The organism is Allofournierella massiliensis (assembly GCF_964241245.1).
Classification (GTDB): Bacteria; Bacillota; Clostridia; order Oscillospirales; family Ruminococcaceae; genus Allofournierella; species Allofournierella massiliensis.
Genome location: NZ_CAXSWZ010000005.1, coordinates 1 through 16,983, shown reverse-complemented (window position 1 = coordinate 16,983; position 16,983 = coordinate 1). Strand labels below are relative to the sequence as shown.

At 58.9% G+C, this 16,983-nt stretch carries 21 protein-coding genes; 17 read left to right on the top strand and 4 right to left on the bottom strand.

Annotated elements, in window-relative coordinates; all coding sequences use genetic code 11:
• Positions 1-65: 65 nt before the first annotated feature.
• The 10 genes from ACESYO_RS04015 to ACESYO_RS03970 all read left to right on the top strand — a co-directional run bounded on the left by ACESYO_RS04015 (position 66) and on the right by ACESYO_RS03970 (position 8,396).
• Complete coding sequence (locus tag ACESYO_RS04015; RefSeq protein WP_058967119.1) at positions 66-1,067, top strand: helix-turn-helix transcriptional regulator; 1,002 nt, start codon at positions 66-68, stop codon at positions 1,065-1,067.
• A gap of 57 nt (positions 1,068-1,124) precedes the next feature.
• Positions 1,125-1,865 carry a copper homeostasis protein CutC gene (locus ACESYO_RS04010; protein WP_283127970.1) on the top strand — a complete coding sequence of 247 codons (741 nt, stop codon included), beginning with the start codon at positions 1,125-1,127 and terminating at the stop codon, positions 1,863-1,865.
• Between the two features lie 263 nt (positions 1,866-2,128).
• Complete coding sequence (locus ACESYO_RS04005) at positions 2,129-2,962, top strand: PRD domain-containing protein (RefSeq protein ID WP_077138647.1); 834 nt, start codon at positions 2,129-2,131, stop codon at positions 2,960-2,962.
• A 91-nt stretch (positions 2,963-3,053) separates the two neighbouring features.
• The gene (locus tag ACESYO_RS04000; protein WP_283127968.1) at positions 3,054-3,548 is read left to right on the top strand and encodes a PTS sugar transporter subunit IIA; all 495 of its coding nucleotides are present in this window, start codon (positions 3,054-3,056) and stop codon (positions 3,546-3,548) included.
• Between the two features lie 20 nt (positions 3,549-3,568).
• Positions 3,569-5,182, top strand: coding sequence for a phosphoenolpyruvate--protein phosphotransferase (gene ptsP / locus ACESYO_RS03995; protein WP_058967115.1), 1,614 nt, complete (start codon positions 3,569-3,571; stop codon positions 5,180-5,182).
• Between the two features lie 4 nt (positions 5,183-5,186).
• Positions 5,187-5,444 carry an HPr family phosphocarrier protein gene (locus tag ACESYO_RS03990; RefSeq protein ID WP_058967114.1) on the top strand — a complete coding sequence of 86 codons (258 nt, stop codon included), beginning with the start codon at positions 5,187-5,189 and terminating at the stop codon, positions 5,442-5,444.
• A gap of 106 nt (positions 5,445-5,550) precedes the next feature.
• A complete protein-coding gene (nagE, locus tag ACESYO_RS03985; RefSeq protein WP_242868489.1) occupies positions 5,551-6,993 on the top strand; it encodes an N-acetylglucosamine-specific PTS transporter subunit IIBC in 1,443 nt (480 codons plus the stop codon).
• A 252-nt stretch (positions 6,994-7,245) separates the two neighbouring features.
• On the top strand, positions 7,246-7,452 hold the full coding sequence (locus ACESYO_RS03980; protein WP_058967113.1) for a 4Fe-4S binding protein: 207 nt from the start codon (positions 7,246-7,248) through the stop codon (positions 7,450-7,452).
• Positions 7,449-8,099, top strand: a complete 651-nt coding sequence (locus ACESYO_RS03975) for a 4Fe-4S binding protein (protein WP_373209386.1) — start codon at positions 7,449-7,451, stop codon at positions 8,097-8,099. The genes ACESYO_RS03980 and ACESYO_RS03975 overlap by 4 nt, the downstream gene beginning before the upstream one ends.
• A gap of 3 nt (positions 8,100-8,102) precedes the next feature.
• The gene (locus tag ACESYO_RS03970) at positions 8,103-8,396 is read left to right on the top strand and encodes an ArsR/SmtB family transcription factor (protein ID WP_058967111.1); all 294 of its coding nucleotides are present in this window, start codon (positions 8,103-8,105) and stop codon (positions 8,394-8,396) included.
• On the opposite strand, the gene ACESYO_RS03965 is transcribed toward ACESYO_RS03970, so the two are convergent.
• Positions 8,397-8,552, bottom strand: coding sequence for a hypothetical protein (locus tag ACESYO_RS03965; RefSeq protein ID WP_373209426.1), 156 nt, complete (start codon positions 8,550-8,552; stop codon positions 8,397-8,399).
• A 4-nt stretch (positions 8,553-8,556) separates the two neighbouring features.
• Between ACESYO_RS03965 and ACESYO_RS03960 the strand changes: the two genes are divergently transcribed.
• From ACESYO_RS03960 to ACESYO_RS03940, 5 genes are all read left to right on the top strand, one after another.
• Positions 8,557-9,441: a penicillin-binding transpeptidase domain-containing protein gene (locus ACESYO_RS03960; protein WP_373211202.1), complete on the top strand. Its 885-nt coding sequence runs from the start codon at positions 8,557-8,559 to the stop codon at positions 9,439-9,441.
• Positions 9,442-9,593: 152 nt separating this feature from the next.
• Positions 9,594-10,688, top strand: coding sequence for an FtsW/RodA/SpoVE family cell cycle protein (locus ACESYO_RS03955; protein WP_058967237.1), 1,095 nt, complete (start codon positions 9,594-9,596; stop codon positions 10,686-10,688).
• A 111-nt stretch (positions 10,689-10,799) separates the two neighbouring features.
• Positions 10,800-12,077: a UDP-N-acetylglucosamine 1-carboxyvinyltransferase gene (locus tag ACESYO_RS03950; RefSeq protein ID WP_058967109.1), complete on the top strand. Its 1,278-nt coding sequence runs from the start codon at positions 10,800-10,802 to the stop codon at positions 12,075-12,077.
• A 189-nt stretch (positions 12,078-12,266) separates the two neighbouring features.
• Positions 12,267-13,430 carry a cell division protein FtsZ gene (ftsZ, locus tag ACESYO_RS03945; RefSeq protein WP_058967108.1) on the top strand — a complete coding sequence of 388 codons (1,164 nt, stop codon included), beginning with the start codon at positions 12,267-12,269 and terminating at the stop codon, positions 13,428-13,430.
• Positions 13,431-13,514: 84 nt separating this feature from the next.
• Positions 13,515-14,495, top strand: a complete 981-nt coding sequence (locus tag ACESYO_RS03940; RefSeq protein WP_058967107.1) for a coiled-coil domain-containing protein — start codon at positions 13,515-13,517, stop codon at positions 14,493-14,495.
• A gap of 81 nt (positions 14,496-14,576) precedes the next feature.
• Here ACESYO_RS03940 and ACESYO_RS03935 read toward each other — a convergent pair whose 3' ends face one another.
• The 3 genes from ACESYO_RS03935 to ACESYO_RS03925 form a co-directional block, all read right to left on the bottom strand.
• Positions 14,577-15,155, bottom strand: coding sequence for a hypothetical protein (locus ACESYO_RS03935; protein WP_058967106.1), 579 nt, complete (start codon positions 15,153-15,155; stop codon positions 14,577-14,579).
• Positions 15,155-15,376, bottom strand: coding sequence for a YdbC family protein (locus ACESYO_RS03930; protein WP_058967105.1), 222 nt, complete (start codon positions 15,374-15,376; stop codon positions 15,155-15,157). Before ACESYO_RS03930 ends, ACESYO_RS03935 begins: the two co-directional genes overlap by 1 nt.
• 137 nt (positions 15,377-15,513) lie before the next feature.
• The gene (locus ACESYO_RS03925) at positions 15,514-15,714 is read right to left on the bottom strand and encodes a hypothetical protein (RefSeq protein ID WP_058967104.1); all 201 of its coding nucleotides are present in this window, start codon (positions 15,712-15,714) and stop codon (positions 15,514-15,516) included.
• Between the two features lie 111 nt (positions 15,715-15,825).
• On the opposite strand from ACESYO_RS03925, the gene ACESYO_RS03920 reads away from it, so the two are divergent.
• Together ACESYO_RS03920 and ACESYO_RS03915 are read left to right on the top strand one after the other, a co-directional pair.
• Positions 15,826-16,482, top strand: a complete 657-nt coding sequence (locus tag ACESYO_RS03920) for a DUF3267 domain-containing protein (protein WP_058967103.1) — start codon at positions 15,826-15,828, stop codon at positions 16,480-16,482.
• A gap of 17 nt (positions 16,483-16,499) precedes the next feature.
• Positions 16,500-16,868: a nuclear transport factor 2-like protein gene (locus ACESYO_RS03915; RefSeq protein WP_058967102.1), complete on the top strand. Its 369-nt coding sequence runs from the start codon at positions 16,500-16,502 to the stop codon at positions 16,866-16,868.
• The last annotated feature ends 115 nt before the right edge of the window (positions 16,869-16,983 follow it).

Genomic DNA, 16,983 nt, shown 5'->3' with positions numbered 1-16,983 from the left:
TAAGACAAAGGGTATACTGAAAGGGTTAACCATAACCGTTTTTATTTGATTTTGGAGGGAATGGCGTGCGCGATACAGAGATTGCCAGGAAACAGCACCGTCTGCTGGCTTTGCAGCAGGAGTTGCTGGGCGGCAGGGTGATCAATAAAAAGGAGTGGGCTGCCCGTTTCGGGGTGACAGAAAAAAGCATTCAGCGTGATCTGGATGATCTGAAAGCCTTTTTTGCGGAAGGGCGGGATGGCCGGGAGGTGCTGTATGATCCGGGCGCCCGGGGATATCGCCTTACCCGGCAGCAGACCTCCACCCTGACCAACAGTGAGGTGCTGGCGGTGTGTAAAATCCTGCTGGAGAGCCGCTCCATGGTGAAGGAAGAGATGTTCCCTATTCTGGATAAGCTCATCCAGGGCTGCACACCGGCTGCGCAGCTGCAGCAGGTGGAGGCACTGATTCGCAACGAGAGATTCCACTATGTGGAGCCGCACCATGGCTGCCGGTTTATTGAGTCTCTCTGGCAGTTGGGAACCGCGGTGAAGGAGCAGCGGGTGCTGCATATTCGCTACCGGAAAATGGACGGAATCCTCTGTGACCGGGTGGTGGAACCGGTGGGAATTCTGTTCAGTGAGTATTATTTTTATCTGGCGGCTTTTATCCGGGGCATCGATCGGCAGGAGCATTTTGAAAACCCTCAGGACAAAAGCCCTACCATTTATCGCATCGACCGAATCACTCATTTTCAGGTGACCGACGAGCATTTTCGGGTACCTTATAAAAACCGTTTTCAGGAAGGTGAGATGCGCAAGCGCATCCAGTTCATGTATGGCGGAAAACTGGAAAAGGTTCGGTTTGTCTATACCGGCCCCAATCTGGAGGCGGTGCTGGATCGGCTGCCCACCAGCCGGGTGGTGGGGCGCGATGCCCGGGGATACCCCATCGCTGAAGCTGAGGTATTCAGCGGCAACGGCCTGGATATGTGGCTGAAAAGCCAGGGAGACTGGGTGGAACTGGAAAAAACCACCGATCAGAAGGAAAGCGATGCTTGCCCCCAAAGCGGCCATGGTGTACAATAACCCCAGACAAGCAGGCGGGCCGAATGTGGCCCGATGAAGAAAAAGGAGTTAACTATCATGGAACATCTGCTGGAGATCTGTGTGGATTCGCTGGAATCCGCTCTGGCCGCCCAGGCAGGCGGCGCCGACCGTCTGGAGCTGTGTGGCAGTCTGATCATTGGGGGAACAAGCCCCTCCATTGCGCTGGTGCGCCAGGTGATGGAGCAGGTTCATATTCCGGTGAATGTGCTGCTGCGCCCCCGCTTTGGCGATTTCTGCTTTACCCCTTCTGAACAGGAGGCTACCCTGTGGGAGATTGAGCAGTGCCGTGCGCTGGGGGTGAACGGTGTGGTGTTGGGCGCTCTGCTGCCCAATGGCGCGCTGGACCGGGAATTTCTGGCCCGCTGTGTGGCTGCAGCAGGGGGGCTTCACCGCACGCTGCACCGGGCATTTGATGTCTGCCGCGATCCCTTTGAGGCCTTGGAGGATGCGGTGGAGCTGGGCTTCGACACCATCCTCACCTCCGGCCAGCAGGCAAAGGCCGAGCAGGGCATTCCGCTGCTGACCCAGCTGGTGCAGCGGGCCGATGGCCGGGTGAACATTCTGGCAGGCAGCGGCGTGAACCCCGGCAACATGGAAAAACTGGCTGCCGCCGGTGTGCGTCAGTTCCATTTCTCCGCCAAAAAGGCTGTAGAAAGCCCCATGGCCTTCCGCCGGCAGGGCGTGCCCATGGGCTTGCCTGTGGCGGATGAATATCTGCGGGAATACACCGATGCGGCGCTGGTCCGCCAGGCCAAGGAGCTTCTTGCGGGCCTCTAAAGCCACAGATGGACACAAATTGCAAGGCATGAATTGCACAAAATACCGAAAAAATGTTTGTGCAAACAATAGAAAAGTATTCGATCTTCTGGAAAAATGTTGACAGTCTGTGAACGGATTGGTAAGATTTAGCTGACAAGAACAGTGGGTTGTTACTGTACGGCAGGCAAGACCATATTCAAACACATCTCTTCCGCAGTGCGGAGGAGGGTTTTGAATATGGTTTTTTTATTGCCTCGGCAAAAGGCGAGAGGAACGTGCGAATGAAGGTACTCAAATCCATCAACAATAACGTTGTGTCCTGCCTGGACGAAAACGGCCAGGAAGTGATCGCCATGGGCCGGGGGCTGGGCTTTTCCCTTCGCAGCGGCGATGAGCTGGATGCAGCAAAGGTGGAAAAGCTGTTTCGCATGCAGACGCCGGATGAAGCGCGCCGCCTGACGGATCTGTTTTCCACTCTGCCGCCTCAGCAGATCGAGCTATGCAGCCGCATTGTGGACCGGGCGACCGAGGATCTGGGCCGCAAGCTCTGCCCCAGCGTTTATCTGACGCTTACCGACCACATCTGTTTTGCCATTGAGCGGCTGCGCAAGGGCACCGTGTTCCAGAACACCCTTCTGGCAGAGGTGCGAACCTTCTACCCGCGGGAGTATGCACTGGGCAAATATGGTCTGGAGCTGCTGGAGCGGGAGCTGGGAATTCATTTCCCGGATGACGAGGCTGCCAACATTGCGCTGCATCTGGTGAATGCGGAGTACGAAAATTCCATCCGGGACACCCTGCGCATTACCCAGACCCTGCACGATGTGCTTACCAGCCTGGCGGGCTGGCCCCATCTGCATCTGGATCAGGAGAGCGGCTTTTACGACGAGTTTACCGTTCATCTGAAATTCCTGGTATTCCGGGCCTTTTCCGGCCAGGAGCAGACCCAGAAGGATCCGCGTTTTGTGGAAGCGGTGCGGCAGTGTTACCCGGAAGAGTTTCACTGTGCGCAGCAGATTGTGGAAGGACTGTGCAGCCGAAGCGGTACCAGTCTTCCCCCGGAAGAGCAGGCCTATCTGGCCGCCAGCCTGCACCGTACCTGCAGGAAAGTTTAAGCCGGCTGCCGCGTAACAATAAAACAGCATCCCCCGAATATTTCGATTTTGTATAACACAGGACGATCAAGGAAAGGAAGGAACCATTATCATGGGCATTTTCGACAAACTGTTTGGCAAGAAATCCAGCGACATCACTCTGGGTGCGCCGGTGGCCGGCGAGGCTGTTCCCCTGAACCAGGTCAGCGACCCCACCTTCGGTGAGGAGATCCTGGGCAAGGGTGTGGCCATCAAGCCCACCGGCAACCGTGTGGTTGCCCCCTGCGACGCCACCGTGGACCTGATGTTCGACACCGGCCATGCGGTAAGCCTGAAGGCGGACTGCGGCGCTGAGGTGCTGATCCATGTGGGTCTGGAGACCGTGTCGCTGAAGGGTGAGCACTTCACCACCCACGCCAAGACCGGTGACCATGTGACTGCCGGCCAGCTGCTGATCGAGTTCGACCGGGAAGCGGTTGCCGCCGCCGGCTTCGACACCATCACTCCCATGGTGATCTGCAACACTGCGGATTACAAGGAAGTGAACGCACAGACCGGCGCCGCTGTGGCTGAGGGCGATACCGTTCTCACCCTGGTCAAGGAATAAGAGAGAGGAGAACAAACGCAATGCGTCAGGGTACTGGTAGACCCGTATTTTCCGGCGTGGCCATCGGCCGTGCCTATGTGTACCGCCATCAGCAGGCGGAGCTGCCCGGCTCCTGCGGCGATGCCGCCGCCGAGCAGAAAAAATTCGACGAAGCCCGCGAAACGGCCCGCGCTCAGCTGACCGAGCTGTTTGAAAAGACCAAACGGGAAATCGGCGAGGAGCAGGCCATGATTCTGGACGTTCAGATGATGATGCTGGACGATCTGGATTATCTGGAGGGCGTGCAGGACATGATTGCCGGAGGCGCCAGCGCGGCGCAGGCGGCTCACGAGACCGGCGATGCCTTCAGCGCAGCCTTTGCCGCCATGGACGACGCCTATATGCAGGCCCGTTCGGTGGACGTAAAGGACATGGCCACCCGTCTGGTGAACATCCTGTGCGGCGGCAAGACCGGTTTCTCCATGGAGGAGCCCGGCATTCTGGTGGCCGAGGATCTGACCCCCAGCGAGACCGTGCAGCTGCCCAAGGATAAGATCCTGGCCTTTGTGACCCGCCAGGGCTCTTCCAACAGCCACACCGCCATCCTGGCCCGCATCATGAACATTCCTTCTCTGGTGCAGGCGCAGATCACTCTGGACGACGATCTGGACGGCAAGATGATGATTGTGGATGGCTTCGAGGGCCGTTACTACATCGAGCCGGACGAGGATACCCGCGCCGCCATGGAGAAAAAGCGGGACGAGGCTCAGGCCTACCGCCAGCAGCTGGAAGCCTACCGGGGCAAGCCCACCGTTTCCAAGAGCGGCCGCAAGCTGAAGCTGTTTGCCAACATCGGCAACCCGGACGACGTGAAGTATGTGCTGGAGGGCGACGCCGAGGGCGTGGGCCTGCTGCGCAGTGAGTTCCTCTATCTGGGCCGGGATACCTTCCCCACCGAAGAGGAGCTGTTCCAGGCCTACCGCAAGGTGGTGGAAAGCCTGCAGGGCCGCCCGGTGGTCATCCGTACGCTGGATATCGGCGCGGACAAACAGGTGGATTACTTCGGTCTGGAGCACGAAGAAAACCCCGCTCTGGGTTACCGGGGCATCCGCATCTGCCTGACCCGGGAGGATATCTTCCGGCCGCAGCTGCGGGCCATCTACCGTGCCAGCGCCTTCGGCCCCGTGAGCATCATGTTCCCCATGATCATCTCGGTGGATGAGGTTCGCCGCATCAAGGCCTTCTGCGAGACCATCAAGGCCGAGCTTGCCGCCGAGGGCATCGCCTTCGGTGAGGTGGAGCTGGGCATCATGATCGAGACTCCCGCTGCTGCGGTGCTCAGCCGCGAGCTGGCGAAGGAAGTTCAGTTCTTCAGCGTGGGCACCAACGATCTGACCCAGTACACGCTGGCCATTGACCGGCAGAATGCCAAACTGGATGAGTTCTACGATCCCCATCATCCTGCGGTGCTGGCGCTGCTGCGCATGATTGCCGAGAACGCCCATGCGGAGGGCATCTGGTGCGGCATCTGCGGTGAGCTGGGCGCGGATATTTCCCTGACGGAGACCTTCCTGGAAATGGGCTACGACGAACTGTCGGTATCGCCCGGCCGGGTTTTGGAATTGAGAAAGAAAGTTTGCGAAAGCGAGGTATAATCTTATGAAAGAAATCAAACATGTAATCGCTGATCCCCTGGGCCTGCATGCCCGTCCCGCCGGCCTGCTGGTGAAAGAGGCCGCAAAGAACGCCTGCAATGTGACCGTTGCGGTAAACGGCACCTCCGTGGATGCCAAGCGCATCATGGGCGTGATGAAGCTGGCTGCCAAGCAGGGCATGGAACTGACCCTGACCTTCGATGGCGCCGATGAGGAGGCTGCGGCTGCCTCCATGGCCGAGTTCCTGAAGGCCAACCTGTAAGTTTGGGCAAAGAGGGGCGGCTGTGGGCCGGCCGTCCCTGTGCTGATAATTCGGTGTTTCGGCATTGCGGCCGGGCACCGGGATCTGTGTTAGGAGGATATTACTTATGATGCGATTTTTGCAACGCTTGGGCAAGTCTTTGATGCTGCCCGTGGCATGTCTGCCCATCGGCGGTATCCTGATGGGTATCGGTTACTGGATCGACCCCACCGGCTGGGGCGCCAATAGCCTGCTCGCTCTGCTGCTGATCAAGGCCGGCGGCATTCTGATCGACAACATGGCCATTCTGTTCGCTCTGGGCGTAGCCATCGGCATGTCCAAGGATCAGGAGGGTACTTCCGCTCTGGCAGCCATCATCTCCTGGCTGACTGTGCAGACCATGCTCGGTACCAGTGTTGTTCAGCTGATTCTGGGTGCTGACGCCACTGTTCCCGCTGCATTTGCTAAGATCAACAACCAGTTCATCGGTATCCTGTGCGGCCTGATTGCTGCCGGATGCTACAACAAGTTCTACAAGACCAACATGCCCGACTTCCTGGGCTTCTTCGCGGGCCGTCGTTTCGTGCCCATCATGACCGTGCTCACCACTCTGGTGGTCTGCATCCCCCTGTACTTCGTATGGCCCGTTGTTTACGGCTTCCTGGTATGGGTTGGCGAGAGCGTTCTGGGCATGGGCGCTGTGGGCGCCGGCATCTACGGTTTCCTGAACCGTCTGCTGATCCCCATCGGCATGCACCACGCTCTGAACAGCGTGTTCTGGTTTGACGTTGCCGGCATCAACGATATCGGCAAGTTCTGGGGCACCATGGAAGGCGGCGTTCTGGGTCAGACCGGTATGTACCAGGCTGGCTTCTTCCCCGTCATGATGTTCGGTCTGCCCGGCGCTGCGCTGGCCATGTACCACACCGCCAAGGACAAGAAGAAGAAGGTTACCGCCGGCATCCTGCTGTCTGTTGCCCTGTGCTCCTTCCTGACTGGTGTTACCGAGCCCATGGAGTTCTCCTTCATGTTCCTGGCTCCCGCTCTGTACGTTGTGCACGCCCTGCTGACCGGCCTGTCTGTTGGCATCGTGGCTGCTCTGCCCATCCGTGCCGGCTTCAATTTCAGCGCCGGTTTCGTTGACTGGTTCCTGAGCTTCAAGGCTCCCTTCGCCATGAACTCCTGGCTGCTGATCCCCATCGGCCTGGTATTCTTCGTCCTGTACTATGTGATCTTCCGCATCCTGATCGTCCAGCTGAATCTGAAGACCCCCGGCCGTGAGGACGACGACAATGCTGCCGAGATGAACATCGAGCTGGGCAGCAGCGATTACGCTGCCATGGCCGCTGCCATCCTGGAAGGCGTTGGCGGTGCTGCCAACGTGACCAACGTGGACAACTGCATCACCCGCCTGCGTCTGGAAGTTAAGGACCGCCTGCTGGTGGATGAGAAGAAGATCAAGGCTTCCGGCGCTGCCGGCGTGGTTCGTCCCGGCAAGACCAGCGTTCAGGTCATCATCGGACCCAAGGTTCAGTTTGTGGCTGACGAGTTCAAGAAGCTGGTCAAATAAGAGACTGTTCCTCGCATCGGGGCGATGAACGGCGGCATGTCTGGGCCCACAAGACATGTCGTGTCTGCCCGCCCCAACCTCATACAAACGGTCAAGGCCGTATCCCTGCCAGGCAGTGGATGCGGCCTTGGCCGTTTTTGCGCTTGACAGAAGGGGATAAAACAGTTATATTAGTATTTGCTTAAATACTTAAACAAAAAGCGCGGCTTGCGAAGAATGGAATGCTCCGCACCGCGCGGCAAGGGGGAACGTATGCCGTCGAAACGATATGCCCGGGTGGACCGGGACTACTGTGTGGCCTGTGGCTGCTGCGTCAAGGTATGCCCGATGGATGCCATCGCCGTGTGGCATGGGGTGGAGGCCAGAGTGGACGAAGCCCGCTGTGTGGGCTGTGGCCGCTGCGCGAAGGAATGCCCGGCAGGGGCCATTGAACTTGCGGAAAGGGGGATCCGGCAATGAAGAAGGCAAAACACTGGTATGATCATCTGTGGATTGTCACGCCCATCTATCTGGCGCTGGGCTTTTTCAATATCCTGTTTGCCTGGCTGGGCATGATCTTTTTCTGCCTGCCGCTGTTCATTGCCATCTTTGGCGGCAGCAAGCTGTATTGCAACCGCTACTGTGACCGGGGGCAGTTTCTCTCGCTGCTGGGCGGCAGACTGAAGCTCAGCGCCAATCGCCCCACTCCGAACTGGATGCGCTCCAAATGGTTTCGTTACGGTTTTCTGGTCTTTTTCTTTGCCATGTTCTCTCAGATGCTCTGGGTCACCTATCTGGTGGGCTCCGGGGCACAGAATCTGAGCGAGACGGTCAAGCTGTTCTGGACCTTCCGCCTGCCCTGGGACTGGGCGTATCACGGGGAAGCAGTGGCTCCCTGGGTGGCACAGTTTGCCTTCGGCTTTTACAGCCTGATGCTCACCTCCAACCTGATCGGCTGGATCGTGATGGCCCTGTTTAAACCCCGCAGCTGGTGTGTGTTCTGCCCCATGGGCACCATGACCCAGCTGATCTGTAAACTGCGCGCCCCCCGGGGGGAAAGTGTGCAGACTGCCTGCTCCGCGCAGGGGTGCGCCGGCTGTGCCGGATGCGGGAAAAAGGAGGAGTGAGCCATGCGGGAACAGGCGCGGAAAATCGCGGAGCTGATGGGCCAGCTGGCCAACGAAAACAGGCTGCTGATCCTGTGTGCTCTGCTGGAAAAGCCCATGACCGTGGGTGAGCTGGCAGGTACGGTGCCGGGCATCAGCGGGCCCGCACTTTCGCAGCATCTGCAAAAGCTGCGGGCAGGGCAGCTGGTGCAGGCACAAAAGGAGGGGCAGTTCGTACGTTATTCCATCAAGGATGAACGGCTGTATGCCCTGATGGCCCTTCTCAAGAAGGAATATTGCGGCGAAACCGCTTTATAATTACATTATTAAATAGTAAAAACAAGTGTATTCACAGGCGGCAAAGCAGATTTCTGCTTTGCCGCCTGCTTTTGTTTTAGCCAAATTCATCTGCCGGGCGGGTCCGGTGGAATTGGCAAGCTGCTCTTTTGGCCAGTCCAGCAAAATTACACCCATTCAGGTGATTACTGCAGTGAGCGCCATTGTGAACGGCGGCAAACTGATGCAGCCCTATGTGGTGGAGCAGGTGGTGAACGCTCAGGGAGATGTGGTGCAGAAGAATGAACCCACGGTGAAGCGGCAGGTCATCAGCGAGGAGGCAAGCGCTACCATGCGCCAGCTGATGCAGAGTGTGGTGCTGGAAGGCGGCGGCAGAAACGCCTACGTGGCGGGCTATGCGGTGGGGGGAAAGTCCGGAACCAGCCAGAAGCTGGACTCGGAGGACGAGGATGCCCGGGTGGCCAGCTTTGTGGGGGTGGCACCCATCGATGATCCCCGGATTGCAGTGCTTATTGTGCTGGATGAACCTCACAGCTATACCACCAGCGGCGGCGCGCTGGCAGCACCGGTGGTGGCCGGTATCATTGAGAATACGCTGGAATATTATGATACGCCCCGGCGCTACACCGAAGCCGAGCAGGAGCAGATGCAGGCTGTTGTGCCGGATCAGACCGGGAAAAATACGGAACTGGCCGTCCAGCAGCTGCAGGAAAGCGGTTTTGCGGCCAAAACGCTGGGCAGTGGCGACGACGTGGTGACCCAGTACCCAGCAGGAGGGCTGACGTTGCCCCGGGGCAGCACAGTGCTGCTTTATACCGAGGAGGGGCTGGAACTGCTTGCCACTCAGGTACCCGCTGTGGATGGCCAGAGCCTGACACATGTGCAGGCAGAGATGCAGGCAGCCGGGCTGAATCTGCTGGCCGTGGGGGCGGTGCAGAGTGAAAATGCGGTGGCGGTAAACCAGAGTATGGCGGCAGGGGAGAGCGCCACCATGGGCACAGCGGTAACAGTGGTATTCCAGGATCCCACCATCCCGCCGGATGGCGATGATGTGAAGCCGGAATAGCGGGCCGTGCGCTGGCCCATACTGCCACAAAACGAGCCGAAAAAGGAGGAGAATGCCCCATGGAAAAGATTCGCCAGTCCGGAGAACGCAGTGTCGCCTCCGGGTCAGACAAACACTTTTTTCGGGAGCTTTGGGGTCATCAGCTCCCGCCCATGGATCTGCCCTTTCTGGTGCTGGTCCTCACACTGGTGAGCTTCGGGCTTGTGATGCTGTATAGCGCCAGTTATGCGGTGGCCCTCTATCGCCGGGGCGATGCCTTTGCCTATATCCGGCCGCAGCTGCTGTTCGCGGCGGTGGGGCTGATTGCTTTGTATCTGGCCAGCCGGGTGGATTATCACATCTACCATAAACTGGCCTGGCCGATGTTGGGGTTGTCTCTGGTGTTGCTGGTGGTGGTGCTGTTCATGCCGGAATACAACGGCTGCAAACGGTGGATTGTTCTGCCTGGTCTGGGAACCTTGCAGCCCAGTGAGATAGCAAAATTTTCCGTGATTCTCACCTTCAGCCATATCATTTCGCTAAACCATCAGAAGATGAAGCGTTTCTCGGTGGGGGTACTGCCCTTTGCGGCCATTCTGGGGGTGCTGGCAGTGCTTATGCTGCTGGAGCCTCACCTCTCGGGCACGCTGCTGCTGTTCGGCATCGGGGCGGTGCTCATGTTTGTAGGCGGCACCGGTATGCGCTGGTTTGCACTGGCTGGTGGTCTGGGCGCGGCAGCCATTGCCGGTGCGGTGATTCTGCTGCCGGATCTGGTGCCTTATGCGGCGGACCGGCTGTCCAGCTGGATCGATCCCTTTTCCGACCCGCTGGGCGATGGTCATCAGACCATCCAGAGCCTGTATGCCATCGGCAGCGGGGGAGCAACCGGTCTGGGGCTGGGCAACAGCCGCCAGAAATACCTGTATGTGCCCGAACCTCAGAACGATTTTATCTTTTCCATCCTTTGCGAGGAGCTGGGATTTCTCGGCGCCTGTCTGGTGATTTTGCTGTTCGTGATGCTTCTGCTGCGGGGAGCGGTGATCGCTCTGCGTGCGCCGGATAAATTCGGCGCACTGCTTACTGTGGGCTTTGTGGTGCAGGTGGTCATGCAGGCGGTGCTGAACATGGCGGTGGTCACCAACACCATTCCCAACACCGGCATCAGTCTGCCCTTTTTCTCCTCCGGTGGTACCAGTCTGATGATGCTGCTGGGCGAGATGGGCATTGTGCTTTCGGTGAGCCGGCAGGGCCTCCAGGAAAAATATTAGGCTGCGATTTTCGACTTCCTCAAAAAGTTCCCTGTTCTTTTCACATCAAAATGCCCCGGCACATACATTGGGCTAAACACTTGGAAAATTCATGAAAAAGGGGCGATTGATGTGGGGGAGTATCTGAAGATAACGGGTGGGCGACCGCTGTTCGGGCAGGCGATGGTGCCTGCGGCAAAAAACAGTGTGCTGCCGCTGATCGCGGCCAGTATGCTGTGCCGGGGAGAAACGGTCATCCGGCAGGCACCTGCGCTGGCGGATGTGGAGCAGAGCCTTACCATTTACACCGCGCTGGGCGGGCAGGCACAGCGTCAGGGGCCGGCAGTGCGCCTGAGGGCCGCCGCCGCTCAGGGTCGGGGGATTCTGCCGGACGGCCCGGCCCGGTCCATGCGCAGCTCGGTGTTTTACCTGGCCCCGGCGCTGCACCGCTTCGGCCGGGTGCAGATGCCCATGCCCGGCGGCTGTAAGCTGGGGCCCCGGCCCATCGACATCCATCTGGAGGGATTGGGCCGCATGGGGGCTCAGACCCAGTGGGAGGACGGCCAGCTGGTCCTCACTGCGCCCCGTGGCCTGCATGGGGTGGATTACGCCCTGCGGCTGCCCAGTGTGGGTGCCACTGAAACCCTTCTCATGGCAGCGGTACTGGCCAAAGGGGAAACGGTGCTGCGGGGTGCGGCCCGGGAGCCGGAGATCGTGGACCTGGCGGAATACCTGTGTGCCTGTGGAGCCTCCATTCAGGGAGCGGGCGGCCCGGTAATCCGGGTGCAGGGCCGCACGGAACTGCAAGGCACCGCTTATACCCCTATTCCGGATCGGATCTATGCCGCTACACTGGCGGCGGCAGTGGCCAGCGCGGGCGGGCAGGTGCGCATTCAGGGCTGCCCGGCGGAGTTTCTGGAGCCGGTGCTGGCGGTACTGGAGCTGGCGGGCTGCGGGGTGCAGCGGCAGGATCGGGCCTTTCTGGTGGAACGCAGTCGTACGCTGAAGGGAGTGGGCCGGGTATATACCGGGGTGTATCCGGCCTTCTGTACCGACGCCGCCCCGGTGGTGGCCGCGGCCCTGCTGTGTGCGGTGGGCCGCAGTGCGGTGGAGGATACGGTGTTTGAAAATCGTTTTTCCTGTGCGGCCGGATTTGCGGCCATGGGGGCGCAGGCCTGCCGGGCAGGCCGGGCGGTGGAGATCACCGGTGTGCGTCGGCTGAGCGGGGCAAAGGTGCAGGGCAGTGACCTGCGGGGCACTGCCGCACTGGTGGTAGCGGCGCTTGCAGCGGCCGGAGAAAGCCAGGTGTTCGGCCTGGAACATCTGCGCCGGGGCTATCTGGGCCTGCCCGCCACCCTGCAAAGCCTGGGGGCGCGGGTACAGCTGGCAGTGCAGGAGGAGCAGGAGTGACAGCATCCCCCCAGATATGAGGAAAAAACTGTGAAATGGCGGCATTCTTGCACTTGAATTTGTGCGCATTATCTGGTACTCTATTAATAGCTGTATTGATAATTATAGTGGCCTTTGTATGCCCGGTCGTTTTGCGCTGGGGCACGGCCTGATCAAATAGACGGAATAATACTTTAGGGGGAAGTTTCAATGGCATTCGTTCTCGATGAAGAGATGCAGAATATCACAAATATCAAGGTAATCGGTGTTGGCGGTGGCGGCGGTAACGCTGTGAACCGCATGGTGGAGGCCGGCCTTCAGGGCGTGGAATTCATCGCCATGAACACCGACCAGCAGGCTCTGCTCAAGAGCCACGCCACCCAGAAGGTGCAGCTGGGCGCCAAGCTGACCAAGGGCCGCGGCGCAGGCGCTGATCCGGAGATTGGCCAGCGTGCCGCCGAGGAAAGCAAGGACGAGATCGCCAGCGCGCTGAAGGGCGCTCAGATGGCCTTCATCACCGCCGGTATGGGCGGCGGCACCGGCACCGGTGCGGCTCCTGTGGTGGCCGAGGTGGCCCACGAGCTGGGTATCCTGACCGTTGGCATCGTAACCAAGCCCTTCGCTTTCGAGGGCCGCCGCAAGATGAGCCTGGCCGAGCAGGGCATCACCGCGCTGCTCATGCATGTGGACAGCCTGATCGTGATTCCCAACGAGCGCCTGAAGCTGATCAGCCAGGAGAAGATCACTCTGATGAACGCCTTTGAGGCGGCCGACAACGTGCTGCGTCAGGGCGTGGAAAGCATCTCCAGCCTGATCAACATTCCCGCCTTCATCAACCTGGACTTCGCCGACGTGCGCAGCATCATGAAGGATGCCGGCTATGCTCACATGGGTGTGGGCAGTGCCAAGGGTGCGGGCAAGGCGGAAAACGCGGCCAAGGCAGCCATTTCCAGCCCGCTGCTGGAGACCAGCATCTCCGGCGCCCGGGGCGTCATCATCAACATCACCTCTTCTCCGGACATCGGCCTGGAGGAGGTGGAGCAGGCTTCCAGCCTGATCACCCAGTCCGCGCATCCGGATGCAAACATCATCTGGGGTACCGCGTTTGACGAGAGCATGTCCGACGAGATGCGGGTAACCGTGGTTGCCACCGGCTTTGAGAACGTGGGCAGCAATGTGCCCGTACCCGAGCGGCCGGCGGCTTCCAGCTCCACCGGTATGCCCTCCGCGGTGTTCAGCAGCGATTCCAGCGCTGCCAGTGTGAGCAGCTCCACCACCGCTTCCAGCGGTATGGGTGCTTCCTCCAGCACTGAGGACGACGATGACCGGGATTATTTTGATCAGATCATGGGCCTTTTGAACAAGCGCAAATAAACAACGAAGTTTCGGGCCCCGCGGCATTTTTGTGCCGCGGGGCCAACGTTTCTTGTGGAAAAAACAGCGAGGAGGGGCTGCCCTATGGCAGAGCAGCAAAAGCCGGGCGAATTCAAAACAGCGGTGGTGGGAGGCTTTAAAAAGGCCGATGTACTGGCCTATATCGAACAGCTCACTGCCCGGAATCAGGCGGAAAAGCAGGCGCAGCAGCAGGCGGCGGACAAGCTGCGTGAGGAAGTGGAGCAGCTGAAAAAGGACAAGCAGCTTCTGGTGGACAAGACCCGTGAAGTGTGCGACAAGCTGGCCGCTCAGGAAAAGCTCACTGCCCAGGAAACCGAGCGGGCCAGCGGGTTGGCAAGCCAGCTGCTCAGCGCCCGGGAAAATGCGGATACTTACCAGAAACGCCTGTGTGTCAAGGAGCAGGAAACGGTGGTTCTGCGGGCCGATCTGCAGAATCTGCAGCAGCTGCTGGCCAGCCGTCAGCAGGAGGTGGAGCAGGCCCGTCAGGCTGTGGAAGAGGAAAAGCAGGCATATGCCCGTCAGCTGGATCAGCAGCAGGAAAGCTTCCGCCAGAAGAGCCGGGAACAGGCTGCCCAGCTGATGAAAAATGTGGAGGAGCGCGGCCGCAGTCTGGATCTGCGCTTCCAGGAGCTGGAGGAAAAGAAACTGGCCCAGCGCCAGCAGCTTGCCGCCGAGCGGCAGCGCCAGCGGGATTATGCCCGCGCTGAGCAGGCACGTCTGGCTGAAAGCAGCCGCCATGTGGCCGAGAGCATCCGGGAGCTGCGCCAGCAGCTGGCCCAGGTGGATGCCCAGATCAATCAGGCGGCTCAGCAGCTGCAGCAGGCCACCGGCAGCATCTACGATGCACTGGGGGAGACCCAGCAGAGTCTGGATCGGCTGGAGAGTCAGGCAGCCCGTTATCCCCAGCCTGCCGCGGCGCCTAAACCCCGTCATTCTGTGGCCCCCAAGGCTCACAAGAGCTCGGAGCAGCCGCCCAAGACCTCGAAAGCGCCCTCCCGCAGCCAGAATCTGCTGGAGCTTCTGGACCGGCTGCTGCAAAAATAAGGAAAACACAGCAAAAAGAAAAGCATGGAGCGGATTTACCGTTCCATGCTTTTTTCGGTTTGGGAAGAAGCGGCGGGCCGGTCAGTGGCGGCCGGTGCCTTTTTCCATCAGATAAGTGGCGGTCAGGTCCGCCATGTGCAGCTTCACCGCCAGAGGGTAAGCGTCGTACGCCTGGCTGATCGCCCAGCTGCCGCCCCGTGCGGCATCGTCAAAGCCGCCCATGTGCCAGCGGATAGCCACCGCCTCGGCGGGCTTGAGCCGTACAAAACGTTCAATCAGAAACACGCTCTTCTCGCCGTGGCCGTAGGGAAACTGATCCTCCACATTGAAGGTGGGCACCTTTTCCCACTGACCGGTGGCTTCGTTCTTCACGTTGCGGGTGCCCGCCTTGTAGTAATTGGCCTTGCACAGATCGTGGAGCAGGGTGCACAGGGTCACGCTCTCCAGATTGTCCACGCCTTCCTCATAGAAGCGGTCCATGAAGGCCTGATATACGTTCAGGCTGTGCATCACCAGACCCTGCTCGCAGGCCCCGTGGAACCGGGTGGATGCGGGTGCGCGGAAAAAGTCCGTGCCGGCCAGCCATTCCAGCAGCTTGTCCACGCCGTGGCGCTGCACCTGGCTGGAAAGCAGGCTGCAAAAATCCTCCTGGTAGCCCATTACAGCTCCAGTTCTTCCAGAATGCCCTTCAGAATGGCCATCTCGTCGTGGCTCAGGCTGATGCCCTTACCCATCTTGGTGCCGTCGGGGGACCAGTCGCGGATGTCGTACTTGGGCTCACGGTCGTTCCAGCTTACCATATTCAGCTGACGCTCCCAGCCGTTGGCACTCTGGGACAGCACAGCGATGCGTTCGGTAATCTCATATTTGAATTCTGCCATGGGAAAATATCCTTCCTTTATCCATGAATTAGGAGGGGAACATACCCCCTCCCGGGGTATCATCAGACCTTATTGTACTGGATGAAGGGAAAGAATGCAAGCCCTAACTGGAAAAATCAGGAATTTAACCGAAGCATTCAGCCCTGTGGGAATTGCTCCTTGCTTTTCAGTTTGCTGCGCACGGTGGTTTCGTTTTCCACCCAGCCTTTGGGGCCTGGCAAAGCCTGCTGGCCGGTATAGGCCAGATCCGGTTGCAAGCTGCCTTTCTCCCGGGCCTTTGCGGCCCGGGCAGCGGGCTCGATGCAGTTGGAAACAGCATCAGCATTTTTACGTGTCATTGTGGTCACCTCCCTGCTGTTAGTCTGCCCCGGAAAGGGAGAGGCTATGTGATTGGAATCAAAAAGACGGATATGCTATAATGGCATCAGAAAAGCAGGGGGAGTGGAAACATGGAAGAACGGCCAAATCGAAAACTTTCAAAGCAGGAACAGGCCCGGTATGAAGGGTATCAGCAACTGTGCCGCAGCATGGAGAAACAGGGATATCAGAGAGTGGATCTGACCGTGGATGTGGTGCGGGCCAATGTGCTTGCAGTGGTGATTATGCTGCCTTTTCTTGCGGTGGCGGCTGTTCTCTTCTTTGCAAAGAATCCACAGGGCAGCATTTATTTCTCGATGACAGAAATGCTCCTTTTTTTGGTGGCGGCCTTTGTTCTGGTGGTACTGCATGAGGTGATTCATGGCGTTACCTGGGCGTTGATGGCGCCCCGGGGGTTTGGAGCCATCGCCTTCGGCGTGATCTGGCAGATGCTCACTCCCTATTGTACTTGTAAAGACGGCCTGAAACGATGGCAGTATCTGCTGGGCGGATTGATGCCCACCCTGATTCTGGGCTTTGGGCTGGCGGGGCTTTCCATCCTGACAGGCAGCCTGGGGCTGTTTTTGCTGGCAGAGCTGATGATTCTGGGTGGTGGCGGGGATTTTCTGATTGCCTTGAAACTGCTGCGTTACCACCCACACAAAGCGGATGTCGTGTATTACGACCATCCTCTGGAATGCGGGCTGGTGGCGTTTGAATTGGCAGGCAGCAAGACAGCTGCCGGGTAGGGAAGGAGAGCCAGGTTATGGATGTGGAGAGGTACTGGAGCGCTGCGCTGGCGCAGGAAGCAGAAACGATGCGGCACTTTTTCCGGAAAGATGCGATAATCCGCTGGCCCAATACCAACGAGCAGTTTACGGTGGAGGAGTTTCTAAGGGCAAACTGCGAGTATCCCGGCAGCTGGGCCGGCGAGGTTGAGAGGGTGGAACAGATTGGAGATCTGATCATCACTGTGGTACATGTATATTCCCGGGATAAAACAGTTTCCTGCCATGTAACTTCCTTCATGCGAACGGAAAATGATCGGATTGTTTTCCTGGATGAATACTGGGGCGATGACGGAAATCCGCCTCAGTGGCGGAAGGAAAAAGGACTTGGAACCGCCATCCGATAAAAAGGAAAACGGCTCTCTGACCGCATTGTCAGAGAGCCGTTTCAGCCTGTAGAAAAACCTGCTTTGGCAATCAGGCCAGAGCAGGTTTTCTGTTTGAAAACAAGAAGACAGGTGG